The sequence below is a fragment of the Achromobacter mucicolens genome, from assembly GCF_902859725.1.
In the GTDB taxonomy this organism is placed as follows: domain Bacteria; phylum Pseudomonadota; class Gammaproteobacteria; order Burkholderiales; family Burkholderiaceae_B; genus Achromobacter; species Achromobacter mucicolens.
Genome location: NZ_CADIJP010000007.1, coordinates 1 through 23,803, shown reverse-complemented (window position 1 = coordinate 23,803; position 23,803 = coordinate 1). Strand labels below are relative to the sequence as shown.

The 23,803-nt window shown below is 68.1% G+C and carries 22 protein-coding genes; 18 read left to right on the top strand and 4 right to left on the bottom strand.

The features are described 5' to 3' along the window. Position 1: 1 nt before the first annotated feature. From HV786_RS10230 to HV786_RS10165, 14 genes are all read left to right on the top strand, one after another. Positions 2-1,705: an ApeI family dehydratase gene (locus HV786_RS10230; protein ID WP_175210727.1), complete on the top strand. Its 1,704-nt coding sequence runs from the start codon at positions 2-4 to the stop codon at positions 1,703-1,705. Beyond that, the gene (locus HV786_RS10225; protein WP_175210725.1) at positions 1,692-2,444 is read left to right on the top strand and encodes a glycosyltransferase family 2 protein; all 753 of its coding nucleotides are present in this window, start codon (positions 1,692-1,694) and stop codon (positions 2,442-2,444) included. The genes HV786_RS10230 and HV786_RS10225 overlap by 14 nt, the downstream gene beginning before the upstream one ends. Next, complete coding sequence (locus tag HV786_RS10220) at positions 2,441-3,364, top strand: LpxL/LpxP family acyltransferase (RefSeq protein WP_175210723.1); 924 nt, start codon at positions 2,441-2,443, stop codon at positions 3,362-3,364. The genes HV786_RS10225 and HV786_RS10220 overlap by 4 nt, the downstream gene beginning before the upstream one ends. Continuing rightward, on the top strand, positions 3,357-3,806 hold the full coding sequence (locus tag HV786_RS10215) for an acyl-CoA thioesterase (protein WP_128828006.1): 450 nt from the start codon (positions 3,357-3,359) through the stop codon (positions 3,804-3,806). Before HV786_RS10220 ends, HV786_RS10215 begins: the two co-directional genes overlap by 8 nt. Then, the gene (locus HV786_RS10210; protein ID WP_128828005.1) at positions 3,797-4,399 is read left to right on the top strand and encodes an outer membrane lipoprotein carrier protein LolA; all 603 of its coding nucleotides are present in this window, start codon (positions 3,797-3,799) and stop codon (positions 4,397-4,399) included. The genes HV786_RS10215 and HV786_RS10210 overlap by 10 nt, the downstream gene beginning before the upstream one ends. Then, positions 4,383-6,710 carry an MMPL family transporter gene (locus HV786_RS10205; RefSeq protein WP_217472110.1) on the top strand — a complete coding sequence of 776 codons (2,328 nt, stop codon included), beginning with the start codon at positions 4,383-4,385 and terminating at the stop codon, positions 6,708-6,710. Before HV786_RS10210 ends, HV786_RS10205 begins: the two co-directional genes overlap by 17 nt. 25 nt (positions 6,711-6,735) lie before the next feature. Further along, positions 6,736-7,998 carry an NAD(P)/FAD-dependent oxidoreductase gene (locus tag HV786_RS10200; protein WP_252870086.1) on the top strand — a complete coding sequence of 421 codons (1,263 nt, stop codon included), beginning with the start codon at positions 6,736-6,738 and terminating at the stop codon, positions 7,996-7,998. A 6-nt stretch (positions 7,999-8,004) separates the two neighbouring features. Next, complete coding sequence (locus tag HV786_RS10195) at positions 8,005-8,559, top strand: DUF3261 domain-containing protein (protein WP_175210720.1); 555 nt, start codon at positions 8,005-8,007, stop codon at positions 8,557-8,559. After that, complete coding sequence (locus HV786_RS10190) at positions 8,556-9,755, top strand: beta-ketoacyl-[acyl-carrier-protein] synthase family protein (protein WP_175210718.1); 1,200 nt, start codon at positions 8,556-8,558, stop codon at positions 9,753-9,755. Before HV786_RS10195 ends, HV786_RS10190 begins: the two co-directional genes overlap by 4 nt. After that, the gene (locus HV786_RS10185; RefSeq protein WP_175210716.1) at positions 9,752-10,207 is read left to right on the top strand and encodes a hotdog family protein; all 456 of its coding nucleotides are present in this window, start codon (positions 9,752-9,754) and stop codon (positions 10,205-10,207) included. The genes HV786_RS10190 and HV786_RS10185 overlap by 4 nt, the downstream gene beginning before the upstream one ends. Next, on the top strand, positions 10,204-10,935 hold the full coding sequence (fabG, locus tag HV786_RS10180; protein ID WP_056315995.1) for a 3-oxoacyl-ACP reductase FabG: 732 nt from the start codon (positions 10,204-10,206) through the stop codon (positions 10,933-10,935). The genes HV786_RS10185 and fabG overlap by 4 nt, the downstream gene beginning before the upstream one ends. Then, entirely contained in the window at positions 10,935-12,161 is a 1,227-nt protein-coding gene (locus tag HV786_RS10175; RefSeq protein ID WP_128828004.1) for a beta-ketoacyl-ACP synthase, read from the top strand. Before fabG ends, HV786_RS10175 begins: the two co-directional genes overlap by 1 nt. A 64-nt stretch (positions 12,162-12,225) precedes the next feature. Next, positions 12,226-12,666 (top strand): excinuclease, encoded by a 441-nt coding sequence (locus tag HV786_RS10170; RefSeq protein ID WP_128828003.1) that lies wholly within the window; start codon positions 12,226-12,228, stop codon positions 12,664-12,666. Positions 12,667-12,746: 80 nt separating this feature from the next. Then, entirely contained in the window at positions 12,747-13,211 is a 465-nt protein-coding gene (locus tag HV786_RS10165) for a GatB/YqeY domain-containing protein (protein WP_128828002.1), read from the top strand. Here the strand turns inward: HV786_RS10165 and dinB are convergent. Then, positions 13,208-14,305 (bottom strand): DNA polymerase IV, encoded by a 1,098-nt coding sequence (gene dinB / locus HV786_RS10160; protein ID WP_128828001.1) that lies wholly within the window; start codon positions 14,303-14,305, stop codon positions 13,208-13,210. The two genes, HV786_RS10165 and dinB, sit on opposite strands and share 4 nt — an antisense overlap. 75 nt (positions 14,306-14,380) lie before the next feature. Here dinB and HV786_RS10155 point away from each other — a divergent pair, with 75 nt between their 5' ends. Next, positions 14,381-14,803, top strand: coding sequence for a PaaI family thioesterase (locus HV786_RS10155; RefSeq protein WP_063955853.1), 423 nt, complete (start codon positions 14,381-14,383; stop codon positions 14,801-14,803). A gap of 19 nt (positions 14,804-14,822) precedes the next feature. Here HV786_RS10155 and HV786_RS10150 read toward each other — a convergent pair whose 3' ends face one another. Next, on the bottom strand, positions 14,823-15,278 hold the full coding sequence (locus tag HV786_RS10150) for a BPTD_2524 family lipoprotein (RefSeq protein WP_128828000.1): 456 nt from the start codon (positions 15,276-15,278) through the stop codon (positions 14,823-14,825). Positions 15,279-15,416: 138 nt separating this feature from the next. On the opposite strand from HV786_RS10150, the gene HV786_RS10145 reads away from it, so the two are divergent. Next, positions 15,417-17,333 carry a S9 family peptidase gene (locus tag HV786_RS10145; protein WP_128827999.1) on the top strand — a complete coding sequence of 639 codons (1,917 nt, stop codon included), beginning with the start codon at positions 15,417-15,419 and terminating at the stop codon, positions 17,331-17,333. Here HV786_RS10145 and HV786_RS10140 read toward each other — a convergent pair. Next, positions 17,323-18,555, bottom strand: a complete 1,233-nt coding sequence (locus HV786_RS10140) for a GGDEF domain-containing protein (RefSeq protein WP_128827998.1) — start codon at positions 18,553-18,555, stop codon at positions 17,323-17,325. The genes HV786_RS10145 and HV786_RS10140 overlap by 11 nt on opposite strands. A 397-nt stretch (positions 18,556-18,952) precedes the next feature. Beyond that, on the bottom strand, positions 18,953-20,188 hold the full coding sequence (locus tag HV786_RS10135) for an MFS transporter (protein WP_128827997.1): 1,236 nt from the start codon (positions 20,186-20,188) through the stop codon (positions 18,953-18,955). A gap of 180 nt (positions 20,189-20,368) precedes the next feature. On the opposite strand from HV786_RS10135, the gene HV786_RS10130 reads away from it, so the two are divergent. Both HV786_RS10130 and HV786_RS10125 read left to right on the top strand, forming a co-directional pair. Next, positions 20,369-21,184 (top strand): AraC family transcriptional regulator, encoded by an 816-nt coding sequence (locus HV786_RS10130; protein WP_062841859.1) that lies wholly within the window; start codon positions 20,369-20,371, stop codon positions 21,182-21,184. Positions 21,185-21,280: 96 nt separating this feature from the next. Beyond that, positions 21,281-23,803: penicillin-binding protein 1A (locus HV786_RS10125; protein ID WP_175210714.1), on the top strand; the 2,523-nt coding region annotated here is incomplete at its 3' end.

Sequence of the window (23,803 nt, the reverse complement as noted above, 5' to 3'; positions counted from 1 at the left end):
CATGGCCTGGACGCCCCTGCCCCGCCTGCTGATGCCCGCCCCTGGCGGCATGGACGCCTCAATCGCGGATGGCCCGGCGATCACCCATAAGGACTTTGCCCGGAACGCCCTGTCCATCGCGGGCACGTTGCGCGCGCGCTCGGTGCGGCGCGCCGCGCTGTGGTTCGACGACGCGGTGGAACTGGCCTGCGCGCTGTTCGCGTGCTGGCGCGCGGGCGTCGTGGCCGTCCTGCCCGGAGACAACCAGGGCCAGACCTGCAACGGCCTGGACGGCACGGTCGATGCGTGGCTGACCGACACCGATCTGCCCGTGCCTGCCGCGCGGCAATGGCGGCTGGCGGACCTGCTGGACCAGCCGCCGCTCGCGCCGGCCGAACTGGATGCATCGGTGACGCTGGTGCTGTGCACCTCGGGGTCCAGCGGCGCGCCCAAGCATATCGTCAAGCAATGGCGCCAGCTTGCGGCGGAGATCGACGCCTTGCAGCGGCAATGGCCCGACACGCAGACACCGGTGCTGGGCAGCGTGTCCGCCCAGCATATGTATGGCCTGCCTTTTCGCGTGCTGTGGCCGCTTTGCGCGGGCCGCCAGATCGACCGCCGCCAGCGGCTGTACCCCGAAGACCTGCAACAGGCCAGCCTGCGTTTTCCCACATTCGCCTGGATCGCCAGCCCCGCGCTGTTGCGCCGGCTGGGCCAGCGACTGGACGCGGCGCAACTGCGCGGGCGGCTGACGCGCATCCATTCGTCGGGCGGCGCGCTGCCGCTTGACGTATCCGACGACATCGAACGCTCGCTCGGACTGCGCCCCACCGAGATCTACGGCAGTTCTGAAACGGGCGCGGTCGCCTGGCGCACCGGCGACACCGACTGGCAGCCGCTGCCGGGCGTCAGCGTCGACCTGAACGACGCAGGCGCGCTGCGCGTGTCGTCGCCCTGGGTGCAGTCCAGCGAGGCGCAGACCGCCGATGGCGCCGAGCTCACTGCGACTGGTTTCCGGCTGCTCGGCAGGCTGGACCGCATCATGAAGATCGAAGACAAGCGCGTATCGCTGCCCATGATCGAACACGCGCTGATGGAACATGCCTTCGCGACCGACGTCCGGCTCGGCAAGGCCGCCGGCGCCACGCGCCTGGCCGCGCTCGTTGCGCTGTCGGCCCACGGCCTGCATGCACTGCGCAACCAGGGCCGAAAAGCCGTGGTGGACGCGCTGCGGAGCCATCTGGCCGCCCGCTTCGAATCGCTGGCGATTCCGCGCACCTGGCGGCTGCTGCCCCACTTGCCCGCCAACGCCCAAGGCAAACTGCCGCAAGCCGACTTCGAGGCCGCGGCCGGCCCGCGCCCCGTGGCGCCCGCCGCCATCCCGGCTGGCCTGCCCGGACAACCGGACAACGAACGCCGCTATACGCTGGACATTCCCTACGACCTGGCTTACTTCAGCGGACACTTTCCCGCGGCGCCGGTCGTGCCGGGCGTGGCGCAGATCAGCTGGGCCATGTCGCTTGCCCAGCGTGACCTGCTCCCGAGCCTGAACTTTGCGGGCATGGAAGCGCTGAAGTTCCAGCGCCTGCTGCGTCCGGGCGACGCCGCAGTCCTGACGCTGAAATGGGATACCGCCAAACAGAAGCTCTACTTCACGTTCACGGTGAATGACGCACCGTGCTCGTCCGGGCGCATTCTCCACGGAGCAAGCCATGACGCCGCATAAGCTGTGCGCGGTCGTGCCCGTGTACAACCACGGCGGCACGGTCGCCGCGGTCGTCGCGCAGCTTGCCGCGCAAGGCCTGCCTTGCGTCCTGGTGGACGACGGCTCCGCGCCCGCGTGCGCCGGCGTGCTGGACGCCTTGGCTGAACGGCCCGACACCCAGCTGGTGCGCCGCGCCGTCAACGGCGGCAAGGGCGCCGCAGTGCAGGATGGCTTGCGGGCCGCGTTGGCGTTGGGATACACGCATGCCCTGCAGGTGGACGCCGACGGCCAGCATGCGCTGCAAGACATCCCGCTATTCGCGCAAGCCTCGCGCGAGCAGCCGGACGCCGTGATCTGCGGCGCGCCCGTGTACGGCGACGACGTGCCGCGCAGCCGTCTCTACGGCCGCTGGCTGACCCGCGTATGGGTCTGGATCAACACCCTGTCGCTCGACATCCCCGACGCCATGTGCGGGTTTCGTGTCTACCCGCTTGCAGCCGTCCTGCCGGTGATCGACGGCGCCCACGTCGGCCAACGCATGGATTTCGACATTGCTGTCCTGGTGCGGCTGCACTGGCGCGGCGTGCGCATGGCCTGGCTGCCGACGCGCGTGGTCTACCCCGAGGGCGGCATTTCGCATTTCAAGGGCCTGCAAGACAACGTGCTGATCAGCCGCATGCACGCGCGCCTGTTCTTCGGCATGCTGGCCCGGTCGCCGGCGCTGTTGTGGCGCCGCCTGTCCCGGAGCGCCCAGCCATGAGCGTGGCCGATCCGCATTGGGCCGGGCAGCGCGAACGCGGCAGCCCCGTGCTGATGCGCCTGACGGCCTGGGCCGCGCGCAGGCTGGGACGGCGCGTGGTCGCCCCCGTGGTCTGGGTGGTGGTGCTGTACTTCTACGCGTTTGGCGCCCGCGCGCGGCGCGCGATCGCGGTGTACCAGTCTCGCGTGGCGGCCTCCGGCGAACTGGCCGCGCCGCTGCCGCGCGCCCTGCCCGTGTACCGCCAGTACCTCGCCTTCGCCACCGCCATTCTGGACAAGCTGGACGTGTGGCAGGGCAAGATCACGATGGCGCGCCTGGATATCGCGGACCCGGACGGCCTGCATGGCCAGATGGGCCACGGCCGCGGACAGATCCTGGTGGGCTCGCACCTGGGCAATCTCGAAATCTGCCGCGCGCTTGCGGAGCAGACCGGCGCGCTGCGGCTCAATGTGCTGGTGCACAGCAAGCACGCCGTGAACTTCAACCGCCTGCTCGACGAGGCCGGCGGCGGGCTGCGCATGATCCAGGTCAGCGAGCTGGATGCCGCCGTCATGCTGGATCTGGCCGAGCGCCTTCAGCGCGGGGAATGGCTTGCCATCGCCGGCGACCGTGTACCGCTGCGCGGCGACCGAACGGTGCCCGTGCGATTCCTGGGCGCCACCGCCCTGTTCCCCCAGGGCCCGTGGCTTCTGGCGGGCCTCTTGGGCTGCCCCGTGAACCTGCTGCGCTGCACCCGCCACGGCGGCCGCTATCGCGTCTCGATGGAGCGCCTGACCGAGCGCGTCGAATGGACGCGCGCGACCCGGCAGGCGCAGATCGCCGTCTGGACCCAGCGCTATGCCGACCGTCTGGCCGCGCATTGCCGCGAAGCGCCGTTGCAGTGGTTCAACTTCTACCCCTTCTGGAAAGACGATGCGTAAACGTGGCGCGATCGGCGCGCAAGTCGAAATCCGTGTGCCCTTCTTCGATGTCGATTCGATCAACGTCGTATGGCATGGCCACTACGTCAAATATCTGGAGCAGGCGCGCTGCGAGCTCCTGGACCGGATCGGCCACAACTACGACGCGATGCGGGCAAGCGGCTACGCCTGGCCGGTGATCGACTTGCATCTGCGCTACGCCCAGCCCGCGCAGTTCGGCCAACGCCTGGTCGTGCGCGCCGAACTGGTCGAATGGGAGCACCGCCTCAAGATCAACTACCTGATCCAGGACGCGGCCACGGGCCAGCGGCTCACCCGGGCCACCTCCGAACAGGTCGCCGTTTGCCTGGCCAGCCGCGAAATGCAGCTGACCTCACCCACCGTCTTCGTTGACGCGGTCCAACGCGCCCTTCAATCCCAGGAGACCGCGACATGCGCCTGATCCGATTTCTCTTTCTGCTGGCGATGGCGCTGCTGCCCTTGAGCGCCCAGGCGTTCGACCTGAACGCCCTGCAACAGCAACTGCGCGCCACGCCGATCGTGCGCGGCCAATTCGTCCAGCAGAAATTCCTGCGGTCGCTGCCCCAACCCCTGACCAGCCGGGGCGACTTCACGCTGGCGGCGGGCAAGGGCCTGCTGTGGCTCTTGCGTACGCCCATCGCCCAGGACCTGCGCATCAACGCCGACGGCATCGCGCGCCGCGACGAATCGGGCGCCTGGCAGGCGCTGCCTCAGCACACCGGCGCGGGACGTGAGAACCAGCTGTTCCTGTCAGTCCTGGCCGGCGACACGCGCGGGCTCGAAGAGAACTTCGACCTGGCGCTGACGGGCGAGGCGACCGCCTGGAAACTGACGCTGACGCCGCGGTCGGCGCTGCTCAAGCAGATCTTCAGCACGATCCAGATCGACGGCGGCGCGCTGGTCGATCGCATCGAATTGCGCGAGACGCAAGGCGACCGCAGCGTCCTGCAGATGACGGGCGCGGTTGCGGCCGATGCGCTCACGCCCGAGGAACAGCGTGCATTCTCGGACTGAACGCTGGCTGCCCCGCCTCTTCAAGCTGGGGCTGCTGCTGGTGCTGCTTGCCGGCGCCTGGCAATGCCGCAATGGCTGGCCGGTGTCTGCCAACCTGATGGAGCTGGTGCCGCAAAGCGCCAGTGACGCCACGCGCCAACTGGCCGAGTCCCGCATCCAGGAACCGCTGTCGCGCCAGCTCATCGCGCTGGTGTCTGCCCCGGATGGCGCCGACCCCGCGCAGCCGGCACGCTTGCTTGCCAAGCGCTGGTCGGACAGCGGCCTCTTTTCGGCCGTGCAGGTGGAAGTCAATGTGGACCTGGCCGCCTTGCGCGAACAACTGCTGGCCGGCCGCCTGGCGATGCTGCCGCTGGCGGACCGCCGACTGCTTGAGACGGATCCCGCCGCATTCGCACAGCGCCGCGCGCGCGAGCTATCCGATCCGTTCTCCTCGTCGGGGCTCGTGCCCGCCGATCAAGACTGGCTGGGGCTCACGCGCCGCGCCGAGCAATCGCTCACGCCCGGCGGACCTGTGCATTACGACATGGGCTCGGGCACGCTGCAGGCGCAGCAGAACGGCAAACGCTGGGTGCTCGTGCGCGCCGAGACGCGCGGCGACGCGTTCGACGCCGATGCGCCGCAACGCATCGCCACGCAGATCGCCAAGGACCGTGAGGCCCTGCAGGCCGGCGGCGCCCAGATGCTGGTGGCGGGCGGCGCGCTGTACGCCGCCGCCGGCAAGGCGCAGGCGGTCGCCGAAAGCAGCTGGATCGGGTCCGGCGCCACGATCGGCATCGTGCTCGTCCTGTTGCTGGCGCTGCGCCGCTGGCGCGTGCTGCTGGCCTTCGTGCCGGTGGCCGTGGGCCTTGTGACCGGCGCGGTCGCGTGCGTCGCGGTGTTTGGCTCGATCCACGTCCTGACGCTGGTCATCGGCGCCAGCCTGATCGGGGTGGCGGTCGACTTTCCCATGCACTGGCTGGGCAAGCGCTTCGGCATGCCGGACTGGCAAGCGTGGCCCGCGCTGCGCCGCGTGCTGCCCGGCCTGACGATCAGCCTGGCCGCCAGTCTGGTGGGCTATGTCGCGCTGGCGTTCACGCCGTTTCCGGCGCTGACCCAGACCGCCGTATTCTCGGCGGCCGGCCTGCTTGGCGCGTATGCCTGCACCGTGTGCCAGCTTCCGGCGTGGATGCGGGGCTGGCAGCCGCGCCCCTGGCTGCCGCTGCTTCACTTTGCCCAGGTCGCGCTCGCCACGCGCGAACGGCTGGGCGCCCGGCGCGGCGTTCTGTGGGCCGGCGCGGCCGTCCTGGTGGCGGTGACGGCGGGCGGCATCGCTCGGCTGGGCATCCAGGACGATCTGCGTCAATGGCTGAGCCTGCCGGCGCCGCTGATGCAGCAGGCCAGGCAGATCGGCGAGATCACCGGTTTCGTGCCCACGAGCCAGTTCTTTCTGGTGCGCGCCCCCGATCCCGACGAACTGCTGCGCCGCCAGGCGCGGGTCGCGCAAGCGCTCGACACGCTGGTCCAGCGGGGCGGCCTGGCCACCTACAACGCGCTCAGCCAGCTTGTGTCGCCCGCCGCCGACCAGCAGGCCCTGGGGCGCCGCCTGGCCGAGCTGGCCGGACAACCGCAAGTGTGGAAACCCATGACGGACCTCGGCATTCCGCTCGAGGCCGTGACGCAAGAGGTGCAGTCGCTGGCGGCGCTGCCGGTCGTCACCATCGACGGCGCGCTGCAAGGCCCGCAGGCCGAACGCTGGCGCTCGCTGTGGCTTGGCCAGCACGACGGCGAATACGCCGGCATGATCTCGCTGCTGGGCCTGACCGATCCGGCCGCGCTGCAAACCATCGCGCAGGCCGCGCCGGGCGTCACGCTGGTCGACCGCAGCGGCGAGTTGAACCGCATGTTCGCCGCCACGCGGGTCGAGGCCGCCGAACTCAAGCTGCTGTCCTACGTGGCCGCGGCCGTGCTGCTGCTTCTGACGATGGGACGCGCCGCCACCTGGCGCATCCTTGCCGTGCCGCTGGCGGCCACCGCCTGCAGCCTGGCCGCGCTGGGCTACCTGGGCCAGCCCTTGACGCTCTTCAGCCTCTTCGGCCTGCTGCTGGTGTCGGCCATCGGCGTGGACTACGCCATCTTCATGTACGAGCGCGTCGCTGGCGCCGCCGCCAGCCTCGTCGGCATTCTGCTGGGCGCCGTCACGACGCTGCTGTCTTTCGGACTGCTTGCCCTGAGCCACACGCCCGCCATCGCGAACTTCGGGCTGGCGGTGGCCCTGGGCGTCGCCTTTTCGCTCCTGTGGGCGCCCTGGGTCGGGCCGCCCCGGCGGGCCTGACACCTGCCTCTTTCACCAAGGAATCATGGAAACCTCCAGCATGGAACATCGGGAAGTTGTGGTTATCGGGGCGGGCCCCGCCGGCGCGGTTGCCGCGGCGCTGCTCAAGCGGCAGGGCCACGACGTGCTCATGCTGGAGCGCCAGCAGTTCCCCCGGTTCTCCATCGGAGAAAGCCTGCTCGCGCATTGCCTGGAATTCGTGGAAGAGGCCGGCATGTTGCCTGCCGTCCAGGCCGCGGGCTTCCAGGTCAAGAACGGCGCCGCGTTCGCCTGCGGCGACGCCTACACGTTCTTCGACTTCCGCGACAAGTTCACCGCCGGGCCGGGCACGACCTTCCAGGTGCAGCGCGCGCACTTCGACAAGGTGCTGGCGGACGATGCCGCGCGCCAGGGAGTCGAGGTGCGCTATCAGCAGGAAGTCACCGCCGCGGACTTCGGCAGCGCCGGGCCCTTGCTGGACGTGCGCCGCGCGGACGGCACCGCCTACCAGGTCAAGAGCCAGTTCGTGCTGGACGCCAGCGGTTACGGCCGCGTGCTGGCACGTCTGCTGGACCTGGAACGCCCCTCCGGCCTGCCGCCCCGCAAGGCCATCTTCACGCACATCGAAGACCGTATCGACGATCCCGGCTTTGACCGGGAGAAGATCCTGATCACGGTTCACCCTGAACAGCGCGGCATCTGGTACTGGCTGATTCCCTTCTCCAACGGCCGCTGCTCGTTCGGCGTGGTGGGCGGCGATGACCTTTTTGGCGGCCCCGGCGAGGACCTGATGACCACGTTGCGCGCCATGGCCGATGCCGCGCCCAACCTGAAGCGCGTCTTGAAGAACGCCGTCTGGGACACGCCGGCCAACACTATCGGCGGTTACTCCGCCAGCGTCACCCGCCTGCACGGCCCCGGCTTCGCCCTATTGGGCAACGCCGCGGAATTTCTGGATCCGGTGTTCTCGTCCGGCGTCACCATCGCGCTGCGCTCGTCCAAGCTGGCGGCGGACGCCTTGCACCGGCAATTGGGCGGCGCGCAGGTGGACTGGCAAGCCGAGTTCGCCGACCCGCTGATGATCGGCGTGGAAACCTTCCGCGCGTACGTGCAGGGCTGGTACACCGGCGAATTCCAGGACGTCGTCTTCTACCAGCAGGCGCAGCCAGAAATCCGCCGCATGATCAGCTCCATCCTGGCCGGCTACGCCTGGGACACGACCAACCCCTTCGTCGCCAACCCGCATCGCCGCCTGCGCATGCTGAGTGAGCTGTGCCGCAGCGGCGACAGGCTCGCCCAGCCCGCCTGAACCGCCATGACCGCCCATCCCGCCTCCTTCCTGTCCGCCTGCCGCGCCCTGGCGATGACGCTGGCCTTGCTGGCGCTGGCCGGCTGCGCGGGCGCGCCGCCCCTGCCCGCACGCGACGCCGGTTTTTCGCTGCCGCGCCAGTTGCACGTGGTGCAGACCGCGCCGGGCCAGCCCGCCCAGGACCTGCTGCTGGTGGTCCAGCGCGAAGACGCCGCCTTGCGGTGGTCGCTGTTCGACCCCATGGGCGTGCCGCAGGCGCGGCAGATGCTGGAGCGCGGGCAATGGCGCAACGATGGTTTCATGCGGCCCAACCCGCAGGCGCGCGATCTGTTCGCGGCGCTGATGTTTGCCTGGACCCCGCAGGCCGAGCTTGACGCGGCCTACGGCCAGGCGTCGTGGCGCGCGGCCTCGCAAGGCGGCGCCACGCAACGCCTGCTGCTTGACGGCGGCAAGGTGCGCTGGACGATCACCTATCCCGCGGACACGCAAGACCAGGTGTTGTCGATCGGCAGCGCCAGCGGCGTGACGTGGCGCATCACCCCCCTGAAGGAGCAGCCATGACGACCTGGCTTGGCACTCCCGGCATCGTCTGCGCGCTGGGCGCTGGCGTGGACGCCGTCGGCCGCGCCGCTTTCGCGGGCGACACGAGCGGCATGCGCGCCCAGGACGGCTGGGTGAACGGCCGCACGCTGACGCTGGGCGCCGTCACCGCCGCGCTGCCGCCGGCGCCCCCGCAGATGCCCGCGCATCACCACAGCCGCAATAACCAGTTGCTGCTTGCGGCGGCCCTCCAGATCGAGGACCGGCTGCGCGGCGCCATCGCCCGGCACGGCGCCGCGCGGGTCGCGGTGGTGCTGGGCACCAGCACGTCCGGCGTGAATGACAATGCGCCCGCGTTCCGCCATCTGCGCGCGCACGGCGCCTGGCCGGACGACTACGACTACCGCAGGCAGGCCCTGTCCTCGCCCGCCGCCTTCCTTGCGGACTGGCTGGGCGTGACGGGGCCGGCCTACACCCTGTCCACCGCCTGCACCTCCAGCGCCCGCGCCCTGCTGTCGGCGCGCAGGCTGCTGCAGCTGGGCCTGTGCGACGCAGTGATCTGCGGCGGCGCCGACACGCTCTGCCGCCTGACCATCAATGGCTTCGCGACGCTCGAAGCCGTCGACGAAGCGCTGTGCGCGCCCTTCTCGGCCCATCGTCGCGGCATCAACATCGGCGAAGCCGGCGTGCTGTTCCTGATGGAACGCGATCCGGCCGATGCCAATGCCGTGGCGCTCTTGGGCGGCGGCGCCAGCTCCGACGCCTGGCACATGTCCGCGCCCGACCCGACCGGCGAAGGCGCGCGCCGGGCCATGCAGGCCGCGCTGCAATCGGCCGGCGTGGATGCCGCCAGCATCGGCTGGCTCAATCTGCACGGCACCGGCACGCCGCACAACGACGCCATGGAAAGCCACGCCACGCACGCAGTGTTTCCGAACGGCGTGCCCTGCGCTTCAACCAAGGCGCTGACCGGCCACACGCTGGGCGCGGCCGGCGCCCTGGAAGCCGCGCTGGCCTGGATCACCCTGTCCTCCGCCAACACCCAGGGCGCGCTGATGCCCCATGTTTGGGATGGCCAACCGGATCCGGCGCTGCCGGCGCTGGACTTCAGCACGTCCGCGCACCGCTACCCGGCGGGCCGGCGGCGGCTCGCCATGAGCAACTCGTTCGCCTTCGGCGGCAACAATGCCAGCCTGGTGCTGGGAGGCCAGCCATGACAACGTGGCCCATCGCCAGCCTGCTGCCGCACGCGGGCGACATGATCCTGCTCGACGCGGTCACCCACCATGACGCGGACAGCCTTACCGCCCAGGCCGTCGTGCGGCCGGGCCCCTACTCGCTGCCCGACGGCTCCCTGCCACCCTGGCTCGGCATGGAACTGATGGCGCAGGCCGTCGGCGCCTGGGCAGGTTGCCAGGCCCGCCAGGCCAACGAAGCCGTCAAGCTCGGCTTCCTGCTTGGCACGCGGCGCTACGAATGCCACGACGCATCGTTGCCCGCCGGCGCCGCCCTCACCATCCACGTCGAACGCGGCCTGATCGACGCCAGCGGCATGAGCGTCTTCGAATGCGAACTGCGCGAGGGCGCGCGCGTGCTGGCCCAAGCCCGCCTCAACGTCTATCAGCCCAGCGACCCCAACACCCTTATGCAGGAACAAGCCCCCCAATGAGCGCCGACCCCATTCTCGTCACCGGCTCGAGCCGCGGCATCGGCCGCGCCATCGCGCTGGCCCTGGCCGACGCGGGCCACGATCTGGTGCTGCATTGCCGCCAACAGCGCGCGCAGGCCGAGGCCGTCCAGGCCGAGGTGCAGGCCCGTGGCCGCCAGGCCCGCATCCTTCAATTCGACGTGGCCGACCGCGCGCAGTGCGCCGCGGTGCTGCAGGCAGACGTCGACGCGCACGGCGCGTATTACGGCGTGGTGCTCAATGCCGGCCTGACGCGCGATGGCGCGTTCCCCGCCCTGACGGGCGACGACTGGGACCAGGTGCTGCGGACCAACCTGGACGGTTTCTACAACGTGATGAGCCCGCTGGCGATGCCCATGATCCGCCGCCGCGCGGCGGGTCGCGTGGTGTGCATGACCTCGGTCTCCGGATTGGTCGGCAACCGCGGACAGGTCAACTACAGCGCCTCCAAGGCCGGCCTCATCGGCGCCGCCAAGGCGCTGGCCGTGGAACTGGCCAAACGCCACATCACCGTGAACTGCGTGGCGCCCGGTCTGATCGATACGGACATGATCGACGAGCAGGTGCCCGTCGAGGAAATCCTGAAGGCCATCCCGGCGCAGCGCATGGGCCGGCCCGAAGAGGTCGCCGCGACGGTGGCATTCCTGATGTCGCCCGGCGCCGCGTACATCACGCGCCAGGTCATCGCCGTAAACGGAGGACTTTGCTGATGAAACGCGTCGTTGTCACCGGCATGGCCGGCATCAGCGCCCTGGGATCGGAATGGCAGGCCATCCAGCAGGCTTTCCAGGCGGGCCGCAGCGCCATTCGCGTCATGCCCGACTGGTCGCGCTACACGGAACTGAACACCCGCCTGGGCGGCCCGGTCGAAAACTTCCAGCCGCCCAAGCACTGGACGCGCAAGCAGTTGCGCAGCATGGGCCGGGTTTCGCAGCTGGCGGTGCGCGCCGCCGAAAACGCCCTGGCCGACGCCGGCCTGCTGGGCGAGCGCAGCATCACCGACGGGCGCATGGGCGTGGCCTGCGGATCGTCGGTGGGCAGCACCGCGGAAATCCGCGCGTTCGGCAACATGCTGCTGAACGGCGTGACGGATGACCTGAACGCCAATTCCTACGTGCGCATGATGCCGCACACCACCGCGGCCAACATCGGCATCTTCTTCGAACTGAAGGGCCGGATCATCCCGACCTCCAGCGCATGCACGTCCGGCAGCCAGGGCATCGGCTACGCCTACGAGGCCATCCGCTACGGCCGCCAGGACCTGATGCTGGCGGGCGGCGCCGAAGAACTGTGCCCCAGCGAGGCGCTGGTGTTCGACGCGCTGTACGCAACCAGCCAGAAGAACGACACGCCGGAACTGACGCCCCGCCCCTACGACCGCGACCGCGACGGACTGGTCATCGGTGAAGGCAGCGGCATGCTGGTGCTGGAATCGCTGGAACACGCCCAGGCCCGCGGCGCGCACATCCACGCGGAGATCGTGGGCTTTGGCAGCAATTCGGACGGCACGCACATCACCCGGCCCGAAGCGGCCACCATGCGCATCGCGATGGAGATGGCGCTGGCCGACGCCGGCCTTCCGCCCGAGGCGATCGGCTACGTGAATGGACACGGCACCGCGACCGAACAAGGCGACGTGGCCGAAACGCAGGCGACTTCCGGCCTCTTTGGCAGCCGCATGCCGATCAGTTCGCAGAAAAGCTACCTGGGCCACACGCTGGGCGCCTGCGGCGCGCTGGAATCGTGGTTCAGCATCGAGATGCTCAGGAACGACTGGTACGCGCCCACGTTGAATCTGCAGAATGTCGATCCGCTGTGCGGCGAGCTCGACTATCTGGACGGAGACGGCCGGCGCATGAGCAACGAATACGTGATGAACAACAACTTCGCGTTCGGCGGCATCAACACGTCCCTGATCTTCAAGCGCTGGCCCTGACGCCGGCCAGCGCCGCTCGTCCGGCTTTCCCGCTTTTCCAACGTCTCATCAAGGAATGCAAGTCATGACCCTCCATTGCAAGCTCGCTGGCGCGCTGGCCGTGTCGTTTGCCCTGACCGCCCCGGTCCTGGCCGCGGATCGCACCGTCCATCTGCCCCTCGCGGCCGCCATCAAGGCCGCGCAGGATGCCGGCAAGATCGACGGCAGCGTCAAGTTCTACCTGGCCGGCACGGGCCCCAAGGGCAAGGTGCTGGAGGCCGGCGTGGTCACCAACCGCAAGACGAACGCCTTTGCCAAAAAGGACGAAGAGGCTTGCGTGTGGGTGGCTCAGTCCGCCGTGATCGCGCTGCATGAAGCCGCGAAGAAGGCCGGCGCCAATGCCGTCACCAATATCGTCAGCTACTACCGCAAGAACGAATACCGCAGCACCACCGATTACGAGTGCCACGCCGGCGCCATGGTGGCAGGCGTTGCGCTGCGCGGCGACCTCGCCACGGTGAAGTAACCGCAACGGGCCGGGGCCGCCCGGTGCGCCCCGGCCCGGTTTACACTTCCCGATTACCGCAACACCACAAAGGTTTACCGATGAGCACTGCTACGCTCAAGACCCGCCTGTCCGACGCCGTCAAGGACGCGATGCGCGCCAAGGCCACCGAGCGCCTGACCACGCTGCGATTCCTGCTGGCTGCCGTCAAGCAGAAGGAAGTGGACGAACGCCGCGATCTGTCCGACGCCGAAATCACCGCCATCATCGAAAAGCAGGTCAAGCAGCGCCGCGAGTCGATCGCCGCGTTCGAGCAGGCCGGCCGCACGGAAACCGCCGAGCAGGAAAAGGGCGAACTCGCCGTGCTGCAGGAATTCCTGCCCCAGGCCGCGACGCCCGAGGAAGTGGCCGCCGCCATCGACGCCGCGCTGGCGGAAGTGGCCGCGCAAGGCGTGACGGGCGCGCCCGCGATGGGCAAGGTAATGGCAATCCTCAAGCAGAATCTGGCCGGCCGCGCCGACATGACCGCGCTGTCGCAGCAGGTCAAGGCCCGCCTCGCGAACTAAAACGCCCCCCCAAACAGATCCGGCTGGCGCGACTGCTCCGCCGGGTCTGCGAAGTTGCTCATCCCCACTCCCGCCAGCCGGTACAGCGTGTCCGGCGGCAGTTCGACCCGTTCGCACAGCAGCCGTGCCAGCGCGGCCAGTTCCAGGGCGGATGCGGGCGGCTGCGCGCAGGTCTGGCTGCGCGTCAGGATGCGGAAGCGGTCGGTCTTCAGCTTGAGCACCACCGTGCGTCCCAAGGCGCCCTTCTTCAGCGCCTGATCCCACACCTTTTCCGCCATGCGGTCCAGCGCTTCGCCCACGGCGTCCAGCCGGACATCGTTGGAAAACGTGGTTTCCGCGGACACCTGCTGCAGCGGCTGGTCCGTCTGCACCTCGCGTTCGTCGATGCCGCGCGCCAGTTCATACAGGCGCCTGCCGTAGCGGCCGAAATAGTGCTCAAGTTCCTGCGCGCTGTGCGTCGCCAGGTCGCCCACCGTCTGGATCCCAAGCTGCTCCAGCCGCGCCTGCGTGACCTTGCCCACGCCCGGCACCTTGCGCACCGGCAAGGGCTCCAGAAACGCTAGCACCTTGCTCGGCCGCACCACGAACAGCCCATCCGGCTTGTTCCAGTCCGAGGCGATCTTGGCCAGGAACTTGTTTGGCGCCACGCCCGCCGACGCGGTCAGGCCGGTTTCCTCGCGAATCTGCTGGCGGATCACCTGCGCCACCTCGGTGGCCGAAGGCAGCCCGCACTTGTTGACCGTGACGTCCAGGTAGGCCTCGTCCAGCGACAAGGGTTCGATCAGATCGGTATGGCGGGCGAATATCTGCCGCACCTGGCGCGACACGTCGCGGTAGCGGTTGAAATCGGGCGGCACGTAGATCGCGTGCGGGCAAAGACGTTCGGCCTTGATGGCCGACATGGCGGAATGGATGCCGTAGCGCCGCGCCTCGTACGAGGCCGCGCACACCACCGAGCGCGGTCCCGTCCAGGCCACGACCACCGGCTTGCCTCGCAGGTCGGGGTTGTCGCGCTGCTCCACGGACGCATAGAAAGCATCCATGTCCACATGCACGATCTTGCGCGCGGACTGCGCGGGCGCCTGCCCCGTCATGGCCTCAATCCCGTGGCAAAAACATATATTATGACCGGCGACAATTCGCTATCCCTTCTTGCCCCCGACGGATCCATGACTGCACCCGCCCGCGCCAACACCGACTACTTCGGCCTGACCATTCCTTTCATGAGTTTCATCGGCCTGGTGCCGGAAAGCATCGCGCCCGCTTACGCCCGCACGACGCTGCCGTGGCGCGAAGACTTGACCAACAGCCGCGGCGATGTGCACGGCGGCACGCTGATGAGCGTGCTGGACTTCACCCTGAGCGCCGCCGCCCGCGGCTCGGCTGACGCCACCGAAGGCATGGCCACCATCGACATGAACACCACGTTCCTGTCGCCCGGCACTGGCGATCTGGTCATCGAGGCGCGCTGCCTGCGCCGCGGCGCCTCCATCGCCTTCTGCGAGGGCGACATCCGCCGCGCTGACGGCGAACTTGTCGCGCGCGCCACCGCCACCTTCAAGATCATCCGCCGCCGTCCGGGCGGCGACTGACCTTACCGGGCTGCCTGTCCTACCTGGGCAGGTCGCGCGACGGCTTGACGGGCGGACGCGGATCCAGCGGCATGTACGTGCTGCACGACACCAGCCCGTAGTAGACGGAATCCTGCATGGCGCGCATCGCGGCGGCGTCCCACGTGCCCTTGCCCCACATCACGATGCGCACGTCCGTGGACTTCGGGCCCAGCGACTTCAGGTCCACGCGCGACATTTCGCGATCGGAGTACGGCGCCAGCACGCGCACCACACCGGTTTGCGCGCTTTCGTTCAGGTCGGACACGACACGGTAGGCGTTGTCGGTGCTACGCAGGCAGGCGTTGGACTGGCGGATGACCGCATCGTAGGCGTCCTTGAACGCCACCGGCGCCTTGAATTCACTGTGCGGCGACGCGCTGTCCGGCGAAATGCCGAGCGAGCAGCCGGCCAGCCCCAGGGCCAGCGCCGAGGCCGCGACCAGATTCCTGTACATGTAAATCTCCAGAAGAATTGCCGCGATTATCCCGCAAACCGACTGGCGGCATAAGTAGGGCCGGTTCGACACCCCTCGCGCGGCTATGGCATTATCGACCGGCCATTGCAACGCGGATCGACATCACGGAGGTTTCCCTTGTTCTCATTCCTGCGCACCGTCCTGGCGGCCGGCATTGTCGGCGCCTCATTGGGTGCCTGCGCCACGCAGCCGCCTCCTCGCGCCTATCCCCTGAAAGATTTCTTCCGCAACCCGGATCGCGGCTTTTTCCGGCTCTCGGACGACGGCCAGACGCTCTCGTTCATGCAGCCGACCAGCGTGGACGGCAATCCGGCCCGCATGAACATCTATGTGCAGCCCCTGCAAGGCAGCGAGCTCGTCGGCGAGCCCCGCCAACTGACCCGCGAGACCGCTCGCGACATCAGCGCCTACTTCTGGAAGGGCGCGGACGTGGTGCTCTACCAGAAGGATTTTGGCGGTGACGAGAACTTCCATGTCCTGGCCGCCAATGCCAAGACCGGCACGATCACCGACCTGACGCCCTACGAGGGCGTGCGCGCGGGCATCGAAGACGACCTGGAAGACGATCCCGACCATGTGCTGATCAGTCACAACCAGCGCGACCCCGAAGTCTTCGACGTCTACCGCGTCAACGTCCACACCGGCGCGGCCGTGCTGGTGGCGCAGAACCCGGGCAACATCGTCGGCTGGCAGACCGACCACGCCGGCAAGGTGCGCGCCGCCGTCGCCAGCGACGGGCTGAACACCACCCTGCTCTACCGCGACGACGAAGCCTCCGACTTCCGCCCCCTCATCAGCACCGACTACCGCACCAGCGTCAGCCCCGCGTTCTTCACATTCGACGACAAGAAGTTCTACGCGCTCAGCAACCGCGGCCGCGACAAGCTTTCGCTGGTCGTCATCGACCCGGCCACGCCGGACGTTGAAGACGTCATCTTCACGCCCGACGCGGTCGACCTGGACGGCGCGGCATTCTCGCGCAAGCGCCGCGTGCTGACCGTCGCGTCCTACCAGACCGACAAACCGCAGTACAAGTTCTTCGACGCCGAAACCGAAGCGCTTTACAAGACCCTTGCCGAGCGCCTGCCAGGCTACGACGTCGTCCTGCAGGGCGGCAACCGCGACGAAAACAAGTTCATCGTCGCCGCCTACAACGACCGCACGCCCGGCTCGCGCTACATCTATGACGCGGTGGCCGGCACGCTGACCAAGCTGGCGGACCTGAATCCGGCGATCCCCGAGGCCGATATGTCGCGGGTGCAGCCCATCAGCTACCAAAGCCGCGACGGCCGCACCATTCACGGCTACCTGACGCTGCCCGCGGGCCGCGCGCCCAAGAACCTGGCTTGCGTCGTCAACCCGCACGGCGGCCCCTGGGCCCGCGACGGCTGGGGCTACAACCCAGAAGTGCAATTCCTGGCCAACCGCGGATTCTGCGTCCTGCAGATGAACTTCCGCGGATCCACCGGCTACGGTCGCGACTTCTGGGAAGCGGGCTTCGGACAATGGGGCCTGAAGATGCAGGACGACATCACCGATGGCGTCGAATGGCTGGTCGAGCAAGGCATCGCCGATCCGAAGCGCATCGGCATCTATGGCGCCAGCTACGGCGGCTACGCCACGCTGGCCGGCGTGGCCTTCACGCCGGACCTGTACGCCGCGGCGGTGGACTACGTGGGCGTGTCCAACCTCTTTACGTTCATGAAGTCGATTCCGCCCTACTGGAAGCCGATGCTGGACAAGATGCAGGACATGGTGGGCGACCCGGTGCGGGACCGCGACCGCCTGACCGCCACGTCGCCGGCGCTGCATGCGGACAAGATCCGCACGCCGCTATTCGTGGCGCAGGGCGCCAAGGATCCGCGCGTGAACAAGGACGAGAGCGATCAGATGGTATCGGCGCTCAAGGCTCGCGGCGTCGATGTGGAATACATGGTCAAGGACAACGAAGGCCACGGCTTTCACAACGACGAGAACAAGTTCGAGTTCTACGAGGCCATGGAGAAGTTCCTGACGGAACACCTCAAGCCGTAGTGCCCGCGGCTTCGGCCTCCAGGGCATTCGTGGCGGCGGCCGGGTGGCCGCCGCCTGCCCGCACCATCCCCCGGCCGCTCCAGGCCATTTCCACCCGGTCGCGCCCCTGTTCCTTGGCCCGATACAGCGCCACGTCGGCCCGCGCCAGGATCACGTCGGCGCTATCGCCGGGCTGATAGGACGCCAGCCCCCCGCTCGTGGTCATCCGCACTTCCAGCCCCTGCAGGTAAAGCGGCATGTCGCGCAAGGCGTCGCAGACGCGCTGCGCCTGCACCAGCGCGTTCGCCGGATCACAGTCGTACATCAGCAGCACGAATTCCTCGCCGCCCATGCGTCCGAAGCGGTCGCTCGACCGGACCGCGTTCTGCACCACGCGCGCGAAGTGCCGTAGCGCGGTGTCGCCGCCCGCGTGCCCATAGCGGTCGTTGATGGATTTGAAATGATCGATGTCCAGCACCAGCACCGCCAGCTTCCCGCCGGTGCGCTCGCAGCGTTGCAGCTCTCGTTCCAGCTCGTCCAGGATGCTGCGCCGCGAGTAGGCCTGCGTCAGGCTGTCGAACGTCAGCGCGGCCTGCATCTTTTCCGCCTGGCTGGACTGGATCATGAAGAGCAGCGCCAGAAACAGGCCGGGCACCGTGACGGAGCCGCACACGATGAAGAACAGGCCCCACGCCGACGGCTGCAACAGGGATACCGGCACTTCCACACCCGCGCCGTAGACATACACGCGCAGCGCGTGCAGTCCCACCAGCCCGAAGAAGGCCAGCAGCAGATAGAGAACGACGCCTTTGGTCTGGATGCGCCGCCGCTGCTGGAAAATGACCCAGCCCGTTGCCGCCATCAGCACGCAGGTGTAGCCGGAATACAGCATCATCCGCGACAGCAGGCTGTCGTTGCGATACAGCAGCAGCGCAAAGCCGAACGTGCACAGCGAGCACAACACGGTCGTGCGCAGGATATGCGGATGCAAGCCGAAGAACTGGCGCACGCCGATGTACACCAGCGCGGCGGACACGGCCCAGGCCGCGTTGGACACCATCACATAGGCCGCGGGCGGCATCATGTCGGCGCACGCGTAGGCCAGCATCGACAGCACGGCCAGCGCATTGGCCGCCATGAAAGCGGGCACGCCTTCGACGCCGCGGCCATGAAACGGCAGCAGCAGCGGCAACGCCAGCGCCGTGGCGAGCCCCCACATCAGGAAAAACAAGCTAGTCGTCATGGTTGTTCCGGCTCAGGCCTTCTGGGCCTGCCCCGCCGTTGGGAATTGCAGTTGCACTGGGTTCGCACTCGATAACGCGTTACACGTCAGCATTTTTGATGCTTTTTGTTACCAGAACGGCAAAACGACGTGCTGCGCGTTTGCCCACATGGGCAACGCGCGCCTGAACGTTCAGAACCTTTACCGCCCGCGCCAAGACGATCGCACGGCCTGCGACGACAGAATACGCCAAGGCGCCCGCGCCGTGACGTTCCCTTTGCAGTAATTGACAGTTAACTTGCGCAAATATCCGTAAAGTTCCGTCCGTCGACGGCCCAGCCATAAGCGCCGCGACCACGCCCGACGGGCGTGGCGCGTACGTTTGGCGCCGGCATTCTTGCGATCCTGGCGGACGCCCCTACACGCGCCGCATCTTTGGCAACAGGATGGCCACGACGCCCAGCAGCGGCAGGTAGGCGCATAGCTGATAGACATGGCCAATGCTGGTGGCGTCGGCCAGCCTGCCCAGCACCGCCGCGCCTAGGCCGCCCATGCCGAACGCAAAGCCGAAGAACAGCCCCGCGATCATCCCCACCTTGCCCGGCACCAGTTCCTGGGCATAGACCACGATCGCCGAGAACGCCGAGGCCAGCACCACGCCGATGATGACCACCAGCACGCCCGTCCAGAACAGGTTCGCGTGCGGCAGCATCAGCGTGAAAGGCGCCACGCCCAGGATCGACACCCAGATCACGATCTTGCGGCCGATGCGGTCGCCGACCGGTCCGCCCACGACGGTGCCCACCGCCACGGCGGCCAGGAACAGGAAGAGATACAGCTGCGCCTCGCGCACCGACAGCGCGAATTTGTCGATCAGGTAGAAGGTGAAGTAGCTGTTCAGGCTGGCCAGATAGAAGTACTTCGAGAACACCAGCACGCCCAGCACGGCCAACGCGCCCATCACCTGATTGCGCGTGAGCCCATTGTCCGCGCCCTCGCGCCGCGCGCGCGGCTTGAGCAGCACGCGGTTGGCGCTGTACCAGCGGCCGATCCACATCAGCACCCCGATGCCGAACAGCGCCGCCACCGAAAACCACGCCACGCTGCCCTGTCCGTGCGGAATGATGACCAGCGCGGCCAGAAGCGGTCCCAGCGCCGATCCCACATTGCCGCCCACCTGGAATAGCGACTGCGCCAACCCGTGCCGCCCCCCCGACGCCATGCGCGCCACCCGCGACGACTCGGGGTGAAACACCGACGAACCCGTGCCCACCAGCACCGCCGCCACCAGCAGCCAACCGAAGGACGGCGCCATCGACAGCAGCAAGAGGCCCACCAGCGTGAACCCCATGCCCACCGGCAGCGAGTACGGTTTGGGATGCCGGTCGGTATACAAGCCGATGAAAGGCTGCAGCAACGACGCGGCAAGCTGGTAGACCAGCGTGATCAGGCCGATCTGCGTGAACGTCAGGCTGAACGAATCCTTGAGCATCGGATAGATGGCGAGCAGGATCGACTGGATCATGTCGTTCATCAGATGCGCCACGCTGATGGCGCCCAACACCTTGAAGGCGGTGGAGGGATCGGACGAGGCGGCCGGTGCCGCGGGCGGAGTGGCAGCCAGGCCGGCGGCGGGATTCTGGGCGGAGTTCATGGGTCGCGCAAGGAGTGGGAAGGAAAGCCAGGGGGAAGGACAGCCGGCCGGACGCCGGAACCAGGCCTCAAGTGTAGAAATCCGGCGTCCGCGCGATCTGCCAATTTTCGTCGCCAAAGTGACAAAATAGGCGCACTGCGCTTTTGGGCGTCCCCTCATCCTTTTGCCGGAAGTGACACCATGGTCGTGCGTCCAGCCCCCGATCCCGCGCGCAGCATCAATGCCCAGGACTACCAGCATCGCCCGCGCGTCGTGACGGCAATGGCCAAGGAATTTCCCGCGGGCGCGCAGACCGGCTCGCATTCGCACCCCCGCGCGCAGCTCATCTACGCCATCGAAGGCGTGATGCGCGTCACCACCCCCAGCGGCTTCTGGGCCCTGCCGCCGCTGCGCGCGCTCTGGGTGCCGGCCGGCGTGCCGCACGGCGTGGACATGGTGGGCGCGGTCTCCATGCGTTCGCTCTACATCCAGGCCGAGGCGGCCGCTGGCTACTGGCCCCAGTGCCAGGTGATCGAGGTCAGCGGCCTGTTGCGCGAACTGATTCTGGCGCTGACGGCCGAGCCCATCGACTACCCGCTCGGGGGACGGATCGAACAGATCGCCGGGTTGATCCTGGCCGAACTGGCCGCGGCCCGTGTCGTGCCGATTCAGATCCCCTGGCCGCGCGACCGGCGCCTGCAAGCCATTTGCGCGGCCATCCTGGACCAGCCCGGCCTGCAGCGCGGCATCGACGACTGGGGCAGCGAGATCGGCGCCAGCGGCCGCACATTGATCCGATTGTTTCAAAGCGAACTGGGGTTGAACTACCGCCAATGGGTGCAGCAGGTGCGCCTGGCCGACGCCGTGTGCCGCCTGTCGCTGGGCGAGCCCGTCGCGCGGATCGCCGCGGACCTTGGCTACCGTAGCGCCAGCGCGTTCTCGGCCATGTTCCACCGCGCGCTTGGCGCGCCGCCGCAGCGCTACCTGCAATCCGTCCCCGGCGCTGCAAGCGCCTGACACTAAGCTGAATTCATCCTGGGCGGGCAGATTTCGTTACCGAAACCTTATTGCGCCCTGGGCGGTCTATAGCGTTCTGACCTAGAATCGCCTGCAATGAGCACCCCCCAGCAATCCTCCGCCAACCCGGGCGGCAAATCGGGCCTTCCCTGGAAACCTCTCCTGGTCAAAGCGGGCATCGCAGCCGCCGGCGCAGCCGTGTGCGGCGCCATCCTGCTCGGCCTCGCGCTGGCCTTGGCGTGGCCCAGCCTGCCCGACCTGCACGCGATGACCGACTACCGGCCGCGCGTGCCGCTGCGCATCTACACCGCGGACAAGGTCTTGATCGGCGAGTACGGCGAAGAGCACCGCAACGTGCTGCGTTTCGACGAGATCCCCCCGGTAATGCGCCAAGCCGTGCTGGCGGCCGAGGACGACCGTTTCTACAGCCACGGCGGCGTCGACTGGATGGGCGTTGCACGCGCCGTGCTGACCAACATCGTCAAGGGCTCCAAGTCCCAGGGCGGCAGCACGATCACGATGCAGGTTGCGCGCAACTTCTATCTGTCGTCGGAGAAGACCTACTCGCGCAAGTTCTATGAACTGCTGCTGACGTTCAAGATTGAATCCGAGCTCACCAAGGACCAGATCCTCGAGCTCTACATGAACCAGATCTATCTGGGTCATCGCGCCTATGGGTTTGCGGCCGCCTCCCGCACGTACTTCGGCAAGCCGCTGTCGGAAGTCACGCCGGCCGAAGCCGCCATGCTGGCCGGCATTCCCAAGGCGCCCTCGCGCTTTAACCCCATCACCAACTTCCCGCGCGCGGAAATCCGCCAGCATTACGTGCTGGGCCGCATGAAGACGCTGGGCTACCTGACGCCGGAGCAGACCGAAGAGGCCCTGAAGCAGCGCCTCACGATCCGCGGCTCGGACGGCAGCAGCGCGCGCGGCTTCGCGGTGCATGGCGACTATCCGGCCGAGCTGGCCCGCCAGCTGATGTACGGCGTCTTCCAGGAAAACACGTACTCGCAGGGCATCGACGTCTACACCACGATCGATTCCAAGGCCCAGGAAGCCGCCTACCGCGCCGTGCGCGACGGCATCATCGATTACACGCGCCGCGCCGTCTATCCGGGTCCGGAAGACCAGGTCGACCTGCCCGACGGCGTGGAAAAGGATCCGCAAGCGCTCGACGAGGTCCTGGATGGCGTGCAGGAAAAGTCGCCCGACAGCGAAGACCTGCTCGCCGCCGTCGTGCTGGCCGCCAGCCCCACCGAAGTCACCGTGGCCCGCAGCGGACGCGACATCATCACGATCTCGGACAAGAAGGCCCTGGCGGTTGTCGCCCGCGCGCTCAATCCCAAGGCCAGCGACACCCAGCGCATCCGCCGCGGTTCCGTCGTCTACATCCACAAGAACGGCGACAACTGGGAAATCATCAACATGCCGGCGCTGCAGGCCGCGCTGGTGTCGATGGTGCCGCAGGATGGCGCCATCCGCGCCATGATCGGCGGCTTTGACTTCAATCGCGGCCACTTCAACCGCGTCACGCAGGCCTGGCGCCAGCCCGGATCGAACATCAAGCCGTTCGTTTACGCGGCCGCGCTGGAACGGGGCCTGACGCCCGCCACGCAGATTTCCGACCAGCCCTTCATGCTGACGGCCGAGCAGACGGGATCGAAGGCCTGGCAGCCCAAGAACGACGGCAACAAGTACGAACCCATGCTGACCCTGCGCCAGGGCCTCATGCGATCCAAGAACATGGTGTCGATCCGCATCCTGCAGGCGATCTCCCCGCAATATGCCCAGGACTACCTGACGCGGTTCGGCTTCGACAAGTCGCGCTGGCCGGCCGTGCTGCCGCTTGCCCTGGGCGCGGGCGGCGCCACGCCGCTGCAGGTCGTCAATGGCTACAGCGTGTTCGCCAACGGCGGCTATCGCGTGACGCCCTACCTCATCGACCACGTCACGGACCGCTCCGGCAACGTGCTGATGAAGGCGCAACCCGTCGTGGCCGGCGATGCGCAGGCGCGCGCCATCGACCCGCGCACCGCCTGGGTCATGGACGACATCCTGCGCGACGTCACCGTCAACGGCACCGCCGCCCGTGCGCATCAGGTGCTCAAACGCAACGACATCGGCGGCAAGACCGGCACCACGAACGACGCCGTCGACGTCTGGTTCTCGGGCTTCACGCAGACCCTGGCCACCACCGTGTGGATGGGCTTTGATCAGCCAAAGTCGCTGGGCACCAACGAGTTCGGCAGCGGCCTGGCGCTGTCCACCTGGCTGGACTACATGCAGCCCGTGCTCAAGGACGTGCCGCAGGCCAAGCCGGCGCCCCGTCCCGATGGCCTGCTGGTGGACAACGGCGAGTACTACTTCTCCGAATTCCCGCCCGGCCAGGCAGTGGCCTCGCTGGACCTGTCTTCCGGCGACGCGCTCACCGATTTCCTGAACAACAACCGCTCGACGGATGGCGTCGACACCTCGGTCAAGCCGCTGCCTCCGGGCGGCGCCGCGGCTCCGCAAGACAGCCCGATCCAGCCGCCGTTGATGCCGATCCCGGTGCCGCGCGCGGACGCCGCGCCCGGCCCGCAGGCGCAGGCCATGCCCGCAGCGGGCGGCGTGCAGCCG